The sequence below is a fragment of the Mesorhizobium sp. M8A.F.Ca.ET.208.01.1.1 genome, assembly GCF_004791315.1.
In the GTDB taxonomy this organism is placed as follows: domain Bacteria; phylum Pseudomonadota; class Alphaproteobacteria; order Rhizobiales; family Rhizobiaceae; genus Mesorhizobium.
In genome coordinates, this window is sequence record NZ_SRUT01000001.1 from 952,745 (window position 1) to 969,020 (window position 16,276).

The following is a 16,276-nucleotide window of genomic DNA, read 5'->3' on the forward strand; positions in this document are numbered from 1 at the left end:
GGGGCAGAACCCGGTCGTGGAAACGCGACCGGGTTTTTTCATGCCAGTTTCCGATCCGCGACAGCGTAGCGCTTCACGAATGCGAAAATCCGCCAAGTTGGTCACCTAGCCATATTGTCAGCTAACCAGAAGGGCTTAAAATCGTCCATCGAACACCTACATGTCGAACTCGCATGAGGATTCGAAGAGGCAGGATTACGTGACGATCGGTTTGACTGCCACGAGACGAGTGGCGCGGATGCAAAACGGCGGCGGCGACGGCAATGAGGCCGGCCGCGGGACGGCCGTTATCACGCGCACCAAAACCAAGACCAAGAAGCCCAGCCTTTACCGGGTCCTCATCCTCAACGACGACTACACTCCGATGGAGTTCGTGGTTCACGTGCTGGAACGTTTTTTCCAGAAGGACCGCGAAGCCGCCACACGCATCATGCTTCATGTTCACAATCATGGAGTGGGCGAGTGCGGGGTCTATACATTCGAGGTGGCCGAGACCAAAGTGTCCCAGGTCATGGATTTCGCCCGACAGAATCAGCATCCGCTGCAATGCGTGATGGAGAAGAAGTGAGGTAACATGCCGGCTTTCTCCCAAGGCCTGGAAAAGGCGCTTCATCAAGCGCTGACGCTCGCCAACGAGCGGCACCATGAATATGCAACCCTTGAACACCTGCTGCTCGCGCTTATCGACGACACCGAGGCGGCCGCCGTCATGCGCGCTTGCAACGTCGATCTCGACGAGCTGAAGCATACCGTTCTGACCTACATCGATACCGAGCTCGACAATCTGGTCACCGGCTACGATGAGGATTCCAAACCGACGGCCGGTTTCCAGCGCGTGATCCAGCGCGCGGTGATCCATGTGCAGTCATCCGGCCGCGAGGAAGTGTCGGGTGCCAACGTGCTCGTCGCCATCTTCGCCGAGCGCGAAAGCCATGCCGCCTATTTCCTGCAGGAACAGCAGATGACCCGCTACGACGCGGTCAACTACATCTCGCATGGCATCGCCAAGCGCCCGGGCGCGTCCGAGAGCCGCACCCCGCGCGGCGCCGACGACGAGCAGGGCGGCCAGAACGGCGCCGAGCCGCAGGAGGAAGGCGGCAAGAAGAAGCAGCAGCAGGACGCGCTGACGGCTTACTGCGTCAACCTCAACAACAAGGCCAAGGCCGGCAAGATCGATCCGCTGATCGGCCGCGAGAGCGAGATCAACCGCACCATCCAGGTGCTGTGCCGCCGCTCCAAGAACAACCCGCTCTATGTCGGTGACCCCGGCGTCGGCAAGACGGCGATCGCCGAAGGCCTGGCCAAGCGCATCGTCGAGGGCGACGTGCCGGAAGTGCTGCACAATGCCACCATCTTCGCGCTCGACATGGGCACGCTTTTGGCCGGCACGCGCTATCGCGGCGATTTCGAGGAACGGCTGAAGCAGGTCGTCAAGGAGCTCGAGGATTATCCGGGCGCGGTGCTGTTCATCGACGAGATCCATACGGTGATCGGCGCCGGCGCGACTTCGGGCGGCGCGATGGACGCGTCGAACCTGTTGAAGCCGGCTCTGTCGTCGGGTGCAATACGTTGCATCGGTTCGACCACCTACAAGGAATTCCGTCAGTTCTTCGAGAAGGATCGTGCGCTGGTGCGACGCTTCCAGAAGATCGACGTCAACGAGCCGACCATCGAGGACGCCATCGAGATCATGAAGGGCCTGAAGCCCTATTATGAGGAATTCCACAAGGTGAAGTTCACCAACGAGGCGATCAAGGCCTCGGTGGAGCTGTCGGCGCGCTACATCAACGACCGCAAGCTGCCGGACAAGGCGATCGACGTGATCGACGAGACCGGCGCCTCGCAGATGCTGGTGCCGGAAGCCAAGCGCAAGAAGACGATCGGCATCAAGGAAATCGAAGCGACGATCGCTACCATGGCGCGCATCCCGCCGAAGACGGTTTCGGCCGATGACGAGAAGGTGCTGCAGGGCCTGGACATCGAGCTCAAGCGCGTCGTCTATGGCCAGGACACCGCCATCACCGCGTTGACCTCGGCGATCAAGCTGGCACGTGCCGGTCTGCGCGAACCGGAGAAGCCGATCGGCTCCTACCTGTTCTCTGGGCCAACGGGTGTCGGCAAGACGGAAGTCGCCAAGCAGCTGGCCGCCTCGCTGGGCGTCGAACTGATCCGCTTCGACATGTCGGAATACATGGAACGCCACACCGTCTCGCGGTTGATCGGCGCGCCTCCCGGCTATGTCGGCTTCGATCAGGGCGGCCTTTTGACCGACGGTGTCGACCAGCATCCGCACTGCGTGCTGCTGCTGGACGAGGTCGAAAAGGCGCATCCGGACCTGTTCAACATCCTGTTGCAGGTTATGGACCACGGCAAGCTGACCGACCACAACGGCAAGCAGATCGACTTCCGCAATGTCATACTGATCATGACCACCAATGCGGGCGCATCCGATGCGCAGCGCGCGGCGATCGGTTTCGGTTCGACCAAGCGCGAAGGCGACGATGTCGAGGCGATCAACCGGCTGTTCACGCCGGAATTCCGCAATCGCCTCGATGCGATCATTCCGTTCGGCTCGCTGCCGGTGCCGGTCATCCACCAGGTGGTACAGAAGTTCGTCATGCAGCTGGAAGCCCAGCTTTCAGAGCGTGGCGTCACCTTCGACCTGTCGCCGGACGCGATCGCCTGGCTCGCCGACAAGGGCTATGACGAACGCATGGGTGCGCGTCCGCTCGGCCGCGTCATCCAGGAGCACATCAAGAAGCCGCTGGCCGACGAGGTGCTGTTCGGCAAGCTGAAGAAGGGCGGCACGGTGCGCGTCACCGTCGAGAAGAAGGAAACCGGCGAGACCGGCCTCAAGCTCGAATCGCTTGCCGACGAGGCGCCGGTGAAGCCGAAGAAGGAAGAGCCGGAAGACGCGCCGAAGCCACCCAAAGCCGTGGCCAGGAAGCCCGCGGCAAAGAAGGTCGTGGCGCAGAAATCGGAGCCCAAGGGCAAGGACGGCGGCAAGCGCAGCCTTGTACCGCAACTGCCCAGAAAGGGCTGAGCCTGGCGAAAGTCAAAAAAGCCCCGGAAACGGGGCTTTTTTCATGGGAACAATGAGGTGGCGCGTGGCCGGGCAAATCATCATCCTCAACGGCGCGCCGCGTTCGGGAAAGTCGAGTATAGCCGAGGCCATCGGGGAGAGCTTTGACGGTCCATGGATGAATCTGGGCGTTGACAGCCATGAGCAGATCACGCCGCCGCGATATCGTCCCGGAATAGGCCTGCGCCCTGGCGGCGAGCGGCCCGATCTGGAAGTTTTCGTGCCGCGCTTCTATGCGGCCCTCTATGAATCGATCGCGGCGCATAGTCGATTGGGGCTGAATGTCGTTGCGGATGTCGGCCACCACGACGCTTATTCGAAACCGCTCCACATCCTGGCCGATTGCGCGAGGCGGCTCGCCGGCCTGCCGGTCCTGTTTGTTGGCGTTCGCTGCCCGATCGAGGTCATCATGGAAAGGCGCGCCGCCAGCGCCGCGGGCGGGAACTACGTTACCGGCGCGCCCAGTGATCCCGTGCCTTTGCCTGTACGCCTGTGGCAGGGAGAGGTGCACCGGCCTGGCGTGTATGATTTGGAAGTCGATACGTCACGCCTCGGTGCCGGGCAATGCGCGGATGCGATCCGCCAGCAGTTTCTGAAGGGAGTGGTGGCGCCAACGGCGTTTCAGAGGCTTTCGGATCCGGCTTTTGCGGCGCTCCGGTCTTCCTGATCCAATTGTCCGCAAATGATTTGGCGTGGATAAGCGCCGTCGGCCATGGCCAGGCCATCGGCCGGTTGCGGCGTTAAACAAATGAGTGGCAGCGCGCCGAGGCCGGACAGCTCTTCCAAAACGGTAACAGTTCTTGCGTCCGCCCGGGACAACGCCGCGCCGGTGATTTTCCAGATCGCAAGGGCAATAAGCGCGCCGGCGTAGCCGTCAATGGCATAGTGCCAGCCAAGGACCACCGAACCGAGCATGATGAGCACCGCGAATATCCACATCAAAGTGCCAAGGCTGACCGACAGCCTGGTCGCATAGAGGGCAATGAGCACGGCCGACGCGACATGCATGGAGGGAAATGCCGATATGCCCATGCTGCCCGAAGGCAAACCCTGATAACCGTCCCACAACCTGTCCTGCAGGGAAAGGGCCCAGATCGGATACTGCCGATTTGCCGATTGAAGTGCGTCCATCAACGGTTGATAGAGATCGCCAAGGCCGAGCCTGGCGTAATAGCAAGGGCCGGCCGATGAGAATATCAGGGCAATGCCGAAGCCGCCTATCAGCCAGACCAGCATGAAGCTGAGCAGAAACTGATGTCGCAGCAGGGAATCGCGAGCCGCCGCGACGCTTGAAAAGATCGCCGAGAGCAGCACCACGAACCAAAGATTGTAACAAAGATTGAGAAAATGAACGGCCAGGGGGCTTTCGACGATCCACCAGACCCATTGGTAAGTAGGGCGGCCGAAATGCAGGCCGACGCTGAATTGTGCAAAGGCTTGGTCCCAGGAGAAAGGCGCCAGCAACGCGATCGCTCCTTTCAGTACCGTGAAGCCGGATATAAAAGCCATGATCGCGACCAGCCCGTTCACGCCGTTGGCGATGCGCCTTCGATCAGACAGCAACTCCCAGAATGAATTCAGGAAAAGACGGAGCGGCGAGGTGGCGCCGTCGACAATGGCCAGCCATAACAGGCGGAATGCCGCGTAGACACATCCGACAACCCAGGAATACACCCCCAGGTAGAAGCCGTATTCGACAAGCAGTCCAAAATCCGGCCGGTTGCCGACCCGGGCGCCAATCATGAAACTTAGTCCGAGTGTAAACAGGGCGACCGCATGAATAGCGCGGTGGCGATAAAATGATTCGGCCAAAAGATGCACGAAGGCGCCGCTCGCGCTGGCGCCAGGCTGCCTGCCTAAAGTTTCCGAAATATCCCGCATCGCCCGTCCTCCGCGAAAACATGCCCCGGAAAGGCTTGCAAAGGTATGAACAAAGTAATCGCAGGCTGTAATACAGGCGACACCATGATCTGCCGGTTTATAAAGGATTAAAATCCGCTCTGGAGGGCGCCGCGGATCTTGTCTGCGTTCCGCGCCAGCACTTCCGGATTCTCCATCGGGCCCGTGTGCGGTTTCAGGGGGATGCCGTCGAAGCGCGGGATGACATGGACATGCAGGTGATAGACGGTTTGTCCGGATGCAGGCTCATTGAACTGCATGATGGTGACGCCGTCGGCATTGAAAGCCTTCCTGACCGCCTGTGCCACTTTCTGAACGACCGTGAAAAGGAGGGCGAATGTCGAGGGCTCGGCGTCGAGCAGATTGCGCGACGGCGCTTTCGGCACCACCAGCGTATGGCCTGGTCCTTGCGGCATCACATCCATGAAAGCCACGACAGCCTCGTCCTCGTACACACGGTGCGAGGGTATTTCGCCGCGCAGGATTTTGGCGAAGATGTTGTCGGTGTCATAGGCCTCAGTCATGGCGAACGCTCCGGAGTGTGCCTTTGCCGTCCGGTGTAACGAAGCCGCCTCCGAGCGGCAAGACGAAGCTGCGGGGAGATCGATCGAGATCGACCATGCCGGCCTCGACGAGCGCGCGATGAGGCCGGCTATTCCTCGAGATCTTTGCGGAACGGGGTATGCTCCTCCAGATACTCGCCCATCCGCTCCACCTCGCGCCGTTCGCGCCCGAGATAATCGGCGACCGCTTTGCGCAGGCCGGGGTGGGCAATGTAGTGCGCCGAATGCATGGTCACAGGCCGGTAGCCGCGCGCCAGCTTGTGTTCGCCTTGCGCACCCGCCTCGACCACCTTCAGCTTGCGTTCGATGGCGAACTCGATGGCCTGGTGGTAGCAGACCTCGAAATGCAGGTAGGGGTGGTCCTCGATGCAGCCCCAATTGCGGCCGTAGAGCGCATCGGAGCCGATGAAGTTGATGGCGCCGGCAATGTAGCGCCCGTTGCGCCTGGCCATCACCAGCAGAATGTCGTCCGCCATGCGTTCGCCGATCAACGAGAAGAACTGGCGGTTCAGGTAGGGGCGGCCCCATTTGCGGCTGCCAGTGTCCATGTAGAAGGCGTAGAAGTCGTCCCAGGCCTTTTCGGTCAGGTCCTTGCCGGTGAGCCAGTCGATCGTGATGCCATCGGCGAGCGCTTCGCGCCGTTCCTTCTTCATCGCCTTGCGCTTGCGCGAGGCAAGCGTGGCGAGGAAGTCGTCATAAGTGGAAAAGCCTTCGTTGAAGAAGTGGAATTGCTGGTCGGTGCGATGCAGGAAGCCCGCAGCCTCAAGCGTCGCGACGTCGCTCTCCTGCGCGAAAGTGACATGTGCCGAGGATACGCCGAGCTTGTCGGTCACCATTTTGAGCCCGGCGGCAAGGCCGGCCTTCACTGCATCCTGATCCTCGCCTTTGCCGACCAGCAGGCGAGGGCCGGTGACGGGCGTGAACGGCACGGCACTTTGCAGTTTGGGATAGTAACGGCCGCCGGCGCGCTCGAAGGCATCCGACCAGCCATGATCGAACACATATTCGCCCTGGCTGTGCGACTTGAGATAGCAGGGAACCGCACCGAGCAGCCTGCCTTGCGCAGTCTCCAGCCGCAGGTGATGGCCTTGCCAGCCAGTGCGCCGAACGGCGCAGCCGGAATCCTCCAGAGCGCTCAAAAAAGCGAATGAAACCAGCGGGTTATAGCCGACTTCCGCGTCGCCGCGCGTGGTCCCGGCAAAGCCATTCCATTCATCGCAGGTAAAGGCGCCTATACCGGCGGCGATGCGGATCGCATAGTCCGCATTCGCCGTTTGTCCGTCGCCGTCGTCGCCCTGATCCATGAGGCTTATTTAAGCTCCATTCGGGCCGCTACAAGTCACGTTTCGGGCACCCTCTTCAGGCGACTTTGACCAAGTCGGGTTCGAACCCTTCGAACGTCATCTGGTCGGCATATCTAAAGGTCAGGTCGACCGCCGGCTGGTCATGCACCGTCCAGGTGATGACAGGCATTTTGAGCTTTTCGCGCACGAAGCTGACAAACGGGTTCGGCAGATCGCCGGCGGCGTAGGAGGTGAAGGAGAGCTCGTGCGCCAGCATGGAGAAATGCGCTTCGATCAGCTTGGCGTCCTTGCCATAGGCGGTCAATCCAGCCGGAATGCCGGGCGCGTGTTTGGGGAAATCGCGGATCAGCCAGTGATCGAACGACATGATCGCAGCCTTGCCCTTGTAGCGCTTCAGCATCTTGCCGACGCGTGCCACCAGGCCTTCATCGCGACCGGGAGTTCCTTTCAGCTCGACGACCATGGGTACACGGCCGTCGACGAGGTCGAGCGTTCCCTGCAGCGTCGGCACGTGATCCGCCGTGCCGCCAACCTTGAGCGCGGTAAGTTCGGCGGCGCTCCGTTGCCAGACGAACCCGTCCTTCCCGGTCAACCTTTGCAGATCATCATCATGGATGACGATGGGAACGCCATCCGACGACAGATGCACGTCGCATTCGATCGCGTAGCCGCGTTCGGCCGCGGCTGCGAAGGCGGAAAGCGTGTTTTCCCAGCGCGTCTTGTTCATGTCGTGAAAGCCGCGATGGGCAACCGGCCGGGCAGTCAGCCAGGAGAGGTCGGTCATGTCTGCACCTTCACTCATTCGACTTCGAAGATCGCTTCGATCTCCACCGCGGCATTAAGCGGCAGGGAGGCGGTACCGACGGCGGAGCGGGCGTGCTTGCCGCCTTCGCCGAGCGCGGCAACCAGGAAATCGGAGGCGCCGTTGGCGACCAGATGCTGCTCGACGAAATCGGGGGCCGACGCCACGAAGACGGTGATCTTCACCAGGCGGCGGATCTTCTCGAGGTCGCCAAGTGCCGCCTTGGCTTGCGCCAGGATGTTGATGGCGCAGTATTTCGCCGCGTCCTTGCCGCTTGCCGTGTCGACGTCGCGGCCAAGCAGGCCGCTCGCCTGCAGCTTGCCGTCCTTGAGCGGCAATTGTCCCGCCGTGAACAGCAGATTGCCGGTCCTGCAATAGGGCACGTAGTTGGCGGCGGGCGCGGCGGCAACAGGAAGCGTCACGCCGAGATCACTTAGCCGCTTTTCGATTGTTTCACTCATTGCTTTTCCCTATTGCTGGAAGGTGCCGCGCTGGCCGGGCCGAAATTGCTATTTTTGCCTCGCTTCCGCCACGACTTTTTTTAAGCTGGACCATCTTTCCCTGCGGCCTGCCATCAGCCGCGACGATTGGAGTACCTCATGCGCGCAACGCGCCTTGCATTCCACGCCGTTCTGTTGTCGGCGCTGTTCCCCGTGGGCTCCGCTTTCGCCGTACCGGCGCTGCAGGCGCATCGCGCCGTCTACGATCTCACCCTCAAGAAGGCGGATGATCGCTCCGGCATCACCGGCATCACCGGCCGCATGGTCTACGAGTTCAACGGCTCGGCCTGCGAAGGCTATACGGTGAAATTCCGTTTCGTCACCCAGATCGCGACCAACGACAACACGAAGCTGACCGACCAGCAGACCACCACGTTCGAGGACGCGGAAGGCAAGATGTTTTCCTTCGTGACGAAGTCCTTCGTCGACCAGAACCTCGACAAGGAGGTCAAGGGCGTCGCGACAAAGAATGCCGAGGGCCTGAAGGTCGATATCGACAAGCCGGAGAAGAATAGTCTCGAACTCGCTGCCACCCAGTTCCCGACCCAACATCTGGTCGAGCTGATCGGCAAGGCCGAAAAAGGCGAAAACTTCTACCAGACCAACCTGTTCGATGGCTCGGAGGACGCCAACAAGGTGATGACGACCACGGTTGTCGTCGGCAAGAAGACCGAGGCCGACAAGGCCGATCCGGAAGCGCCGGCACTGGCGAAGCTTGCCGCCGACAAATATTGGCCGGTCGACATCGCCTATTTCGACGACAGCACCCAGAACGGCGAGGAAGTGCCGGAATACCGGATCAGCTTCAAGCTGCACGAGAACGGCATCACCCGTGATCTCGTCATGGACTATGGCGACTTCTCGATGACCGGCAAGCTGGTCAATCTGTCGCTGTTCGATCAGACAAAGCCTTGCCCGGTATCGAAATAGCGGCGATGCGCGAGTGAGCTGGCCGTGGCGGGCTTGATGGCGGTCTATGTCGATGCGGCGATCTGGAAGTGGGCCGGCCATCGCTGGTGCCACCTGATGGCCGACGACACCGACGAGCTGCACCGGTTCGCATCGCGGCTTGGCGTGAAGCGCTCGTCCTATCAGGGGCCGCCCAGGACATCGGCGCCACACTATGACATAACCGGCTTCGAGCGCGACCGCGCGGTACGGCTCGGCGCCATCGAATGCAGCCGCGAGGAGATCGTCGCGATCTTCCGGCGCGTGCGGGTGCCCAACGGAAAGGCCAAACTATGACACTAACGGCATTTCTGGCTTATTGCGCCGCTGTCACGCTCGCCGCCGCCACACCGGGACCCGCGATGTTCGCCGTCATCACCAATGGCGTGTCGCGTGGTTTCCTCCGCGCCTTCATAGCCGGCGTTGGGGTCGCCGCCGGCGATGCCGTACTGGTCACCCTGGCCCTGCTCGGGCTGGTGGCCCTGGCCCAGACATTCGAATGGATCTTCCTCCTGCTGAAATATGCAGGCGCCGCCTACCTGATTTTTCTCGGCGTCAGGATGTGGAGGGCCTCGACCGCGCAAACGAATGAGCCGCAGACGGCACGGACGAGATTGTCGCGCTTCTTCTTCCTTGGTGCGTCCATTGCGCTGGGGAACCCGAAGGCGATTCTGTTCCATGCCTCGATCATGCCATTGATTCTCAATCTCGACACGCTGACATTTGTCGACGGCCTGCTGGTGGTGGCCGTGGTCATCAGCGTCAATATCCTCACCATGGGTGTCTATGCCGGGCTTGCTGGCCGGGCTTCGGGCTGGTTCAGGACGCCCAGGCGCATGCGGCTGATGAACAGGTTTGGCGGCAGCGCCATGATCGGCACCGGAGCGCTGATTGCCGCACGCTAGGCGTTAAAGCGCTACACGGCTTGCGTTTGCAGCACTTCCCCTCTATATGCGCGCTCATTCCACACACGGACTTTGGTGTCTGCCCGGGAGAAATCCGGCTGAGACCTCCGGTGGCGTTCGAGGATTTCGGTCCACAAATGCCTGTGTCCGTGGAGGCTAACCGGAAAGGAAATGAGAATGGCACTGCCTGATTTCAGCATGCGCCAGCTTTTGGAAGCTGGCATTCACTTCGGCCACCAGACCCACCGCTGGAACCCGAAGATGGCGCCTTACATCTACGGCGCCCGCAACAACATCCACATCATCGACCTCTCGCAGACGGTGCCTTTGCTGCACCAGGCGCTGAAGCAGGTTTCCGACACCGTTGCCAAGGGCGGCCGCGTGCTGTTCGTCGGCACCAAGCGGCAGGCGTCCGACATCGTCGCCGATGCGGCACAGCGTTCGGCCCAGTACTACGTCAATTCGCGTTGGCTCGGCGGCATGCTGACCAACTGGAAAACGATCTCGAACTCGATCCAGCGGCTGCGCAAGCTCGACGAGATGCTGGCCGGCGAGGCGCAAGGCCTGACCAAGAAGGAACGCCTGAACCTCGACCGTGAGCGCGAGAAGCTCGACAAGGCGCTCGGCGGCATCAAGGACATGGGCTCGACGCCCGACCTGATGTTCGTGATCGACACCAACAAGGAGGCGATTGCCATCCTCGAGGCGAAGCGTCTCGGCATCCCGGTCGTCGCCATCATCGATTCGAACTGCGACCCGGACAAGATCGACTTCCCGATCCCCGGCAATGACGACGCGGCCCGCGCCATCCAGCTCTATTGCGACCTGATCGCCAAGGCTGCGATCGACGGCATCGCCCGTCAGCAGGGCGCGCTCGGCGTCGACATCGGCGCTTCGGTCGAAGCTCCGGTCGAACCGGCGCTCGATCCGGCTCCGGCGTCGGAAGCCCCAGAGGCTTGATAATCGAAGGCCGGCTTGCGGCCTTCATCTTTCTCATATTTTGGCACGCTAAACAGACGCACCGTCGAGATTCGATGGTGCGTCGGCGCATTTGAAACAAAGAGGCGACAATGAGCATTTCGGCTGCACAGGTCAAAGAACTCCGCGACTTGACCGGCGCGGGCATGATGGACTGCAAGGCGGCGTTGAACGAGACCAACGGCAACATGGAAGAGGCCGTCGACTGGCTGCGCAAGAAGGGCATTTCCAAAGCCGACAAGAAGGCCGGCCGCACTGCCGCCGAAGGCCTGATCGGCGTCGACAATGGCGTGCGCGAAGCTGCCGTCGTCGAGGTGAATTCCGAGACCGACTTCGTCGCCCGCAACGCCGCCTTCCAGGAAATCGTCGCCAACGTCGCCAAGGTGGCGCTTGCCTACGGCACGACCGAGGCTGTGGCTGCCGCGAAGTATCCGGGCTCCGACAAGTCGGTCACCGACACCATCAAGGACGCTGTCGGCACCATTGGCGAGAACCTGGGCTTCCGCCGCTCGGCCAAGCTGACCGTTCCGCATGGCGCGGTTGCGACCTACGTCCACAATTCGGTTGCCGATGGCCTTGGCAAGCTCGGCGTGCTGGTCGCGATCGAGACCACCGGCAACGAGCATGCCGCCAATGCCTTCGGCCGCCAGGTCGCCATGCATGTCGCCGCCACCAACCCGATGGCGCTGACCGCCGAGCAGATCGACCCGGCCGCTGTCGAGCGCGAGAAGGCCATCTTCTCCGACCAGGCGCGCCAGTCCGGCAAGCCGGAAGCGATCATCGAGAAGATGGTCGAGGGTCGCCTGCGCAAGTTCTATGAAGAAGTCGTGCTCTTGAAGCAGGCCTTCGTGCTCAATCCCGACATCACCGTCGAGAAGGCGCTGAAGGATGCCGAAAAGGAAATCGGCGCGCCCGCCAAGATCACGGCCTATCTGCGCTTCGCGCTTGGCGAGGGCATCGAGAAGGAAGAGTCCGATTTCGCCGCGGAAGTCGCTGCGGCGGTCAAGAAGTAAGCGTCCTACCGCATTATTGCGACTGTGTTTTTCGGCCTGATGTCCGCAAGGATGTCAGGCCGATTTCGTTTGCGGTGTCGATAAAGGCCCTGAGCTTCGGCGCCATCGCGGCGCGGCGCGGGAAGTAGAGGAAAAGGCCGGGTTCCTCGATCGCAGATTGCGGCAGAACCTGCACCAGGCGCCCGGCCGCCAGATCCGCGCGCGCCAGCGGCTCGAACATATAGGCGAGGCCGACGCCAGCGAGCGCCAGATCAATGGCGGCCAGCGAGTCCGTCACGATGGCCGTACCGCTGGTTTCCATGACCACATCCTTGCCATCCCAGGTCAAATCCCAGCGATAGAGGGCACCCGAGCGGACAAGCCGGTACCCGATGCAATTGTGGTTCGCGAGATCGGCCACGCTGCGCGGACGCCCACGTCGTCCGATATAGGCGGGAGAGGCGACGACGACGACTTTGAAGGGCGGCGTCAGTCGGATGGCCACCATGTCCTGCGCGATCATCTCGCCGAGCCGGATGCCGGCGTCAAAACCTTCGCCGACGATGTCGACCAATCCCTGATCGGCAAAAACCTCCACCGTAATGTCGGGATAGCGCTCGGCCATCGCGGCGACGACCGGCGTCACCGCCAATGGGATCGCGATGTTGGAGGCATTGATCCTGAGCAGGCCAGACGGCCTGCCCTTGACGCTGCGGATGCGGTCCATCTGCTCGGCAATGTCCTGGAGGGCAGGGGCGGCCGTTTCCACCAGCGCCTTGCCGGCCTCGGTGAGCGAAACGCTGCGCGTCGTGCGCGCAAACAGCGGCTGGCCGATCCGCTCCTCGACGAGGCGCACCGCATGGCTGACCGCCGACGGGCTCATACCGAGTTCGGCCGCCGCAAGCGCGAAGCCGCCGCGCCGGGCAACGGCGACGATGACAGGCAGATGAGAGAGCAGATCCCGATCCATTCATGAATGATATCGCATGGTCCTTGCGAACAATGCAATCTAATCGATGCCAAGACACCGATCCATATTGTCGCCGACACATCCGCGGTTGGCTGATGGCATTGAGGAGAAGAGACATGAATGCGTTGAAGCACGTAACTTTCGCGGCCGGCGTGGCGCTGTCACCGGTCGATGCCGGCGGGGCGGAACCATCCGGCTGGCAAGCGCTCGCGGACGAACGCGCGGTCATCCGCATCGCCGATGCCATCGACCGCGCCGTCGACGCGCAGGACTGGAAGCGCGCGCGCTTCTATTTCGCGGATCGGGTCGCCGCCGACTTCAGCAGCCTGTCCGGGCAGCCCGCGGCCAACATTGCGTCCGACGATCTGATCGGCGCCTGGGCCGGCAATCTCAAGGGCAGCAAGACCAGCCTGCACCTGCGCACCAATCACCAGGTCGTTCTCGAGGCGGACAGCGCGACCGTTCTGTCGAACGGCTATGCCTGGAACCGGATGGAGGGCAATGGCGATCCGCTGTGGGAAGTCTGGGGCACGTATGAGCACCACCTGACACGTTCTGGCTCCGTCTGGAAAGTCGATGGCTTCACCTTCCGCATGACGCATGAACGCGGCAATCCCTGGGTCAAGGCGACCCCGGGCCAATGACGCCCGCACCAACCGGATCAGGATCGGAAAAGACAATGACGATGAGCTACTACACACTCGGCAACAGCGGCCTGCGCGTCAGCCGGCTGGCGCTGGGCACGATGACCTTCGGCACGGAATGGGGCTGGGGCGCGGACCGGGACACGGCGCGCGCGATGTTCGACGCCTATGTCGAGGCTGGCGGCAATTTCTTCGACACCGCAGACCTATATACCGGCGGCACAGCCGAGACCTGGCTCGGTGAATTCGTGGCCGAGCGAGGCTTGCGCGACAAGGCGGTGATCGCCACCAAATTCACCATGAACTCGAACCCCGGCAATCCCAACGCCGGCGGCAATGGCCGCAAGAACATCATGCGTGCCGTCGACGCCTCGCTGAAGCGGCTGGGCACCGACTACATCGATCTCTATCTCATGCATATCTGGGACAGGCTGACGCCGGCCGAGGAAGTGCTGCGGACCCTCGACGATCTGGTTCGGGCGGGCAAGATACGTCACATCGGCCTGTCCGACGTGCCGGCCTGGTATGCCGGACGGGCTCAGGCGATCGCCGAACTGCGCGGCTATGAGCCGATCTCGGCGTTGCAGCTCGAATACTCCCTGGCGGAGCGTGCCATCGAGCATGAATTCGTGCCGTTCGGGACGCGCCATGGCGCCGGCATCATGGTCTGGAGCCCGCTGGCCAGCGGGCTGTTGAGTGGCAAATACCGCCCGGCGCAAGCGGGCAATGCCGGCCGGCTCGACGGCTTCCGCAACACCACCCATCCAGGCTTCCAGAAATTTACCGAGCACAACTGGGCTGTTGTGGCGGAGTTGGAGAAGGTCGCCGCCGAGCTCGGCCGCGGCATGGCTCAGGTGGCGCTCAACTGGGTGGCGACACAGCCAGGAATTGCCACCGTCATCCTTGGAGCAACGAGGCTTTCGCAGTTGCAGGACAATCTCGCGGCGCTCGATTTCTCCATACCGCCCGCGCTTCGCCAGCGGCTGGACAAGGTGAGCGGCACGCCGGCGCCGTTCCCGCATTCCTATTTCGGTCCCGAGATCCAGGTCCGTGTCGCCGGCGGTGTCGTGACCGGCGACAAGCCGTCCGGTTATGCATTGCCGGTGGTGGTCGAAGGCGAGGCCGTTGCCATCAGCAGCAATTGATCCAAAAAGCCTGGAATTTTGCACAAGGGCGCGGCGTGACATCGCTGCGCCCTTCGTGTATCCGGTCAACCCGTCATGACAGCACCGCCGGGCGAAGCAGGAGGCCTTTTTCGCCTTCGGAGCTTGCCGCGCCGGGATTTTCGAGGAACCAGATGACGGTGAAGCCCCTCTACCGACGTGTTCTGCTGAAAGCTTCGGGCGAAGCGTTGATGGGCGAACAGCATTTCGGCATCGACGTCTCGGTCGTCGACCGCATTGCCGGCGACATCGCCGAGGCGCGCGCGCTGGGCATCGAGGTGGGTGTCGTCATTGGCGGCGGCAATATCTTTCGCGGCGTGGCCGTCGCCTCCAAGGGCGGGGACCGCGTTACCGGCGACCATATGGGCATGCTTGCCACGGTCATCAATTCGCTGGCGCTGCGCACATCGCTGAACAAGATCGGCGTCGACGCCGTCGTGCTGTCCGCGATCGCCATGCCCGAGCTTTGCGAGAGCTTTTCGCAGCGCCAGGCGACCGCCTACATGAACCAGGGCAAGGTCGTGATCTTCGCCGGCGGCACCGGCAATCCGTTCTTCACCACTGATTCGGCTGCCGCGCTCCGTGCGGCCGAAATCGGCGCCGACGCGCTGTTCAAGGGCACGCAGGTCGACGGCGTCTATTCGGCCGACCCGAAAAAGGACCCCAGCGCGACGCGTTTCGAGCGCATCAGCCACGCCGAAGTCATAAATCGCGGCCTTTCGATCATGGATACGGCTGCGATTGCACTTGCGCGCGAAAACAACATTCCGATAATCGTCTATTCGATCCACGAAAAGGGCGGTTTCGGGGATATTCTGAGGGGCGGCGGCCGCTGTACGGTCGTCGCGGACGAGTGATCCGGGGCCTGATCCCGAAGAAGGGAAGCCGGGTTTCGAAATCAGGCTCGAACACGGGGCCTTGCCCCGAAGCAGTGAACCCGCGGCAGACGGGTCGAGGAGACTAAAATGAGTGGTGAGTACGACGATCTCAAGCGGCGCATGGATGGGGCAATCGCGGCGTTCAAGCATGATCTGGCCTCGCTGCGGACCGGCCGCGCGTCCAGCAACCTGCTCGACGCGATCCAGGTGCAAGCCTATGGCACCACCATGCCGATCAATCAGGTGGCCAACGTCACCGTGCCGGAGCCGCGCATGATCTCGGTCTCGGTCTGGGACAAGTCGATGGTCGGCGCGGTCGACCGCGCGATCCGGGAATCCAATCTGGGCTTCAACCCGATCGTCGACGGCACCAATCTGAGGATTCCGCTGCCGGAGCTCAACGAACAGCGCCGCAAGGAGCTGGTCAAGATTTCGCACGGCTATGCCGAGAACGCGCGTGTCGCCGCGCGCCATGTGCGGCGCGACGGCATGGACTTCCTGAAGAAGGCGGAGAAGGACGGCGACATCAGCGAGGACGACCAGCGCAAGCGTTCCGACCAGGTCCAGAAACTTACCGACGAAACCATCAGCACCATCGATCATCTGCTTTCCGACAAGGAAGCTGAAATCATGCAGGTTTAGGGTTGG

The 16,276-nt window shown here is 62.0% G+C and carries 18 protein-coding genes; 12 read left to right on the plus strand and 6 right to left on the minus strand.

The window, feature by feature from the left end; translation table 11 throughout:
* Positions 1 to 238: 238 nt before the first annotated feature.
* The 3 genes from clpS (at position 239) to EN851_RS04690 (ending at position 3,749) form a co-directional block, all read left to right on the plus strand.
* Positions 239 to 568, plus strand: coding sequence for an ATP-dependent Clp protease adapter ClpS (clpS, locus tag EN851_RS04680; protein ID WP_010909565.1), 330 nt, complete (start codon positions 239 to 241; stop codon positions 566 to 568).
* A 6-nt stretch (positions 569 to 574) separates the two neighbouring features.
* Positions 575 to 3,043 carry an ATP-dependent Clp protease ATP-binding subunit ClpA gene (clpA, locus tag EN851_RS04685; RefSeq protein WP_127872496.1) on the plus strand — a complete coding sequence of 823 codons (2,469 nt, stop codon included), beginning with the start codon at positions 575 to 577 and terminating at the stop codon, positions 3,041 to 3,043.
* A 64-nt stretch (positions 3,044 to 3,107) separates the two neighbouring features.
* On the plus strand, positions 3,108 to 3,749 hold the full coding sequence (locus tag EN851_RS04690) for a chloramphenicol phosphotransferase (protein WP_245520686.1): 642 nt from the start codon (positions 3,108 to 3,110) through the stop codon (positions 3,747 to 3,749).
* Here the strand turns inward: EN851_RS04690 and EN851_RS04695 are convergent.
* The 5 genes from EN851_RS04695 to EN851_RS04715 form a co-directional block, all read right to left on the minus strand.
* Positions 3,704 to 4,963, minus strand: a complete 1,260-nt coding sequence (locus tag EN851_RS04695) for a phosphatase PAP2 family protein (protein WP_135928665.1) — start codon at positions 4,961 to 4,963, stop codon at positions 3,704 to 3,706. The two genes, EN851_RS04690 and EN851_RS04695, sit on opposite strands and share 46 nt — an antisense overlap.
* Before the next feature lie 107 nt (positions 4,964 to 5,070).
* Positions 5,071 to 5,505 carry an HIT family protein gene (locus EN851_RS04700; protein ID WP_127278897.1) on the minus strand — a complete coding sequence of 145 codons (435 nt, stop codon included), beginning with the start codon at positions 5,503 to 5,505 and terminating at the stop codon, positions 5,071 to 5,073.
* Between the two features lie 128 nt (positions 5,506 to 5,633).
* Positions 5,634 to 6,848 carry a GNAT family N-acetyltransferase gene (locus EN851_RS04705; protein WP_135928666.1) on the minus strand — a complete coding sequence of 405 codons (1,215 nt, stop codon included), beginning with the start codon at positions 6,846 to 6,848 and terminating at the stop codon, positions 5,634 to 5,636.
* 55 nt (positions 6,849 to 6,903) lie between these two features.
* Positions 6,904 to 7,632, minus strand: a complete 729-nt coding sequence (locus EN851_RS04710; RefSeq protein WP_135929158.1) for a glycerophosphodiester phosphodiesterase — start codon at positions 7,630 to 7,632, stop codon at positions 6,904 to 6,906.
* 14 nt (positions 7,633 to 7,646) lie between these two features.
* Complete coding sequence (locus EN851_RS04715) at positions 7,647 to 8,111, minus strand: RidA family protein (RefSeq protein WP_135880413.1); 465 nt, start codon at positions 8,109 to 8,111, stop codon at positions 7,647 to 7,649.
* Positions 8,112 to 8,249: 138 nt separating this feature from the next.
* Here EN851_RS04715 and EN851_RS04720 point away from each other — a divergent pair, with 138 nt between their 5' ends.
* The 5 genes from EN851_RS04720 to tsf all read left to right on the plus strand — a co-directional run bounded on the left by EN851_RS04720 (position 8,250) and on the right by tsf (position 11,994).
* A complete protein-coding gene (locus EN851_RS04720) occupies positions 8,250 to 9,080 on the plus strand; it encodes a cell envelope integrity EipB family protein (protein WP_135928667.1) in 831 nt (276 codons plus the stop codon).
* Between the two features lie 36 nt (positions 9,081 to 9,116).
* A complete protein-coding gene (locus tag EN851_RS04725) occupies positions 9,117 to 9,395 on the plus strand; it encodes a DUF4031 domain-containing protein (RefSeq protein ID WP_127277856.1) in 279 nt (92 codons plus the stop codon).
* Entirely contained in the window at positions 9,392 to 10,003 is a 612-nt protein-coding gene (locus EN851_RS04730; protein ID WP_135928668.1) for a LysE family translocator, read from the plus strand. Before EN851_RS04725 ends, EN851_RS04730 begins: the two co-directional genes overlap by 4 nt.
* A 177-nt stretch (positions 10,004 to 10,180) precedes the next feature.
* Positions 10,181 to 10,963, plus strand: coding sequence for a 30S ribosomal protein S2 (gene rpsB / locus EN851_RS04735; protein WP_023777441.1), 783 nt, complete (start codon positions 10,181 to 10,183; stop codon positions 10,961 to 10,963).
* A gap of 110 nt (positions 10,964 to 11,073) precedes the next feature.
* Positions 11,074 to 11,994, plus strand: a complete 921-nt coding sequence (gene tsf, locus EN851_RS04740) for a translation elongation factor Ts (RefSeq protein ID WP_027142611.1) — start codon at positions 11,074 to 11,076, stop codon at positions 11,992 to 11,994.
* A 13-nt stretch (positions 11,995 to 12,007) separates the two neighbouring features.
* Here tsf and EN851_RS04745 read toward each other — a convergent pair whose 3' ends face one another.
* Positions 12,008 to 12,943, minus strand: a complete 936-nt coding sequence (locus EN851_RS04745; RefSeq protein WP_135915900.1) for a LysR family transcriptional regulator — start codon at positions 12,941 to 12,943, stop codon at positions 12,008 to 12,010.
* 116 nt (positions 12,944 to 13,059) lie between these two features.
* On the opposite strand from EN851_RS04745, the gene EN851_RS04750 reads away from it, so the two are divergent.
* From EN851_RS04750 to frr, 4 genes are all read left to right on the plus strand, one after another.
* Positions 13,060 to 13,587 (plus strand): nuclear transport factor 2 family protein, encoded by a 528-nt coding sequence (locus EN851_RS04750; protein WP_135915901.1) that lies wholly within the window; start codon positions 13,060 to 13,062, stop codon positions 13,585 to 13,587.
* Between the two features lie 35 nt (positions 13,588 to 13,622).
* Positions 13,623 to 14,732 (plus strand): aldo/keto reductase, encoded by a 1,110-nt coding sequence (locus EN851_RS04755; protein ID WP_127277851.1) that lies wholly within the window; start codon positions 13,623 to 13,625, stop codon positions 14,730 to 14,732.
* A gap of 152 nt (positions 14,733 to 14,884) precedes the next feature.
* Positions 14,885 to 15,607 (plus strand): UMP kinase, encoded by a 723-nt coding sequence (gene pyrH / locus EN851_RS04760; RefSeq protein WP_027142616.1) that lies wholly within the window; start codon positions 14,885 to 14,887, stop codon positions 15,605 to 15,607.
* Positions 15,608 to 15,715: 108 nt separating this feature from the next.
* A complete protein-coding gene (frr, locus tag EN851_RS04765) occupies positions 15,716 to 16,270 on the plus strand; it encodes a ribosome recycling factor (RefSeq protein WP_027142617.1) in 555 nt (184 codons plus the stop codon).
* Positions 16,271 to 16,276: the final 6 nt, after the last annotated feature.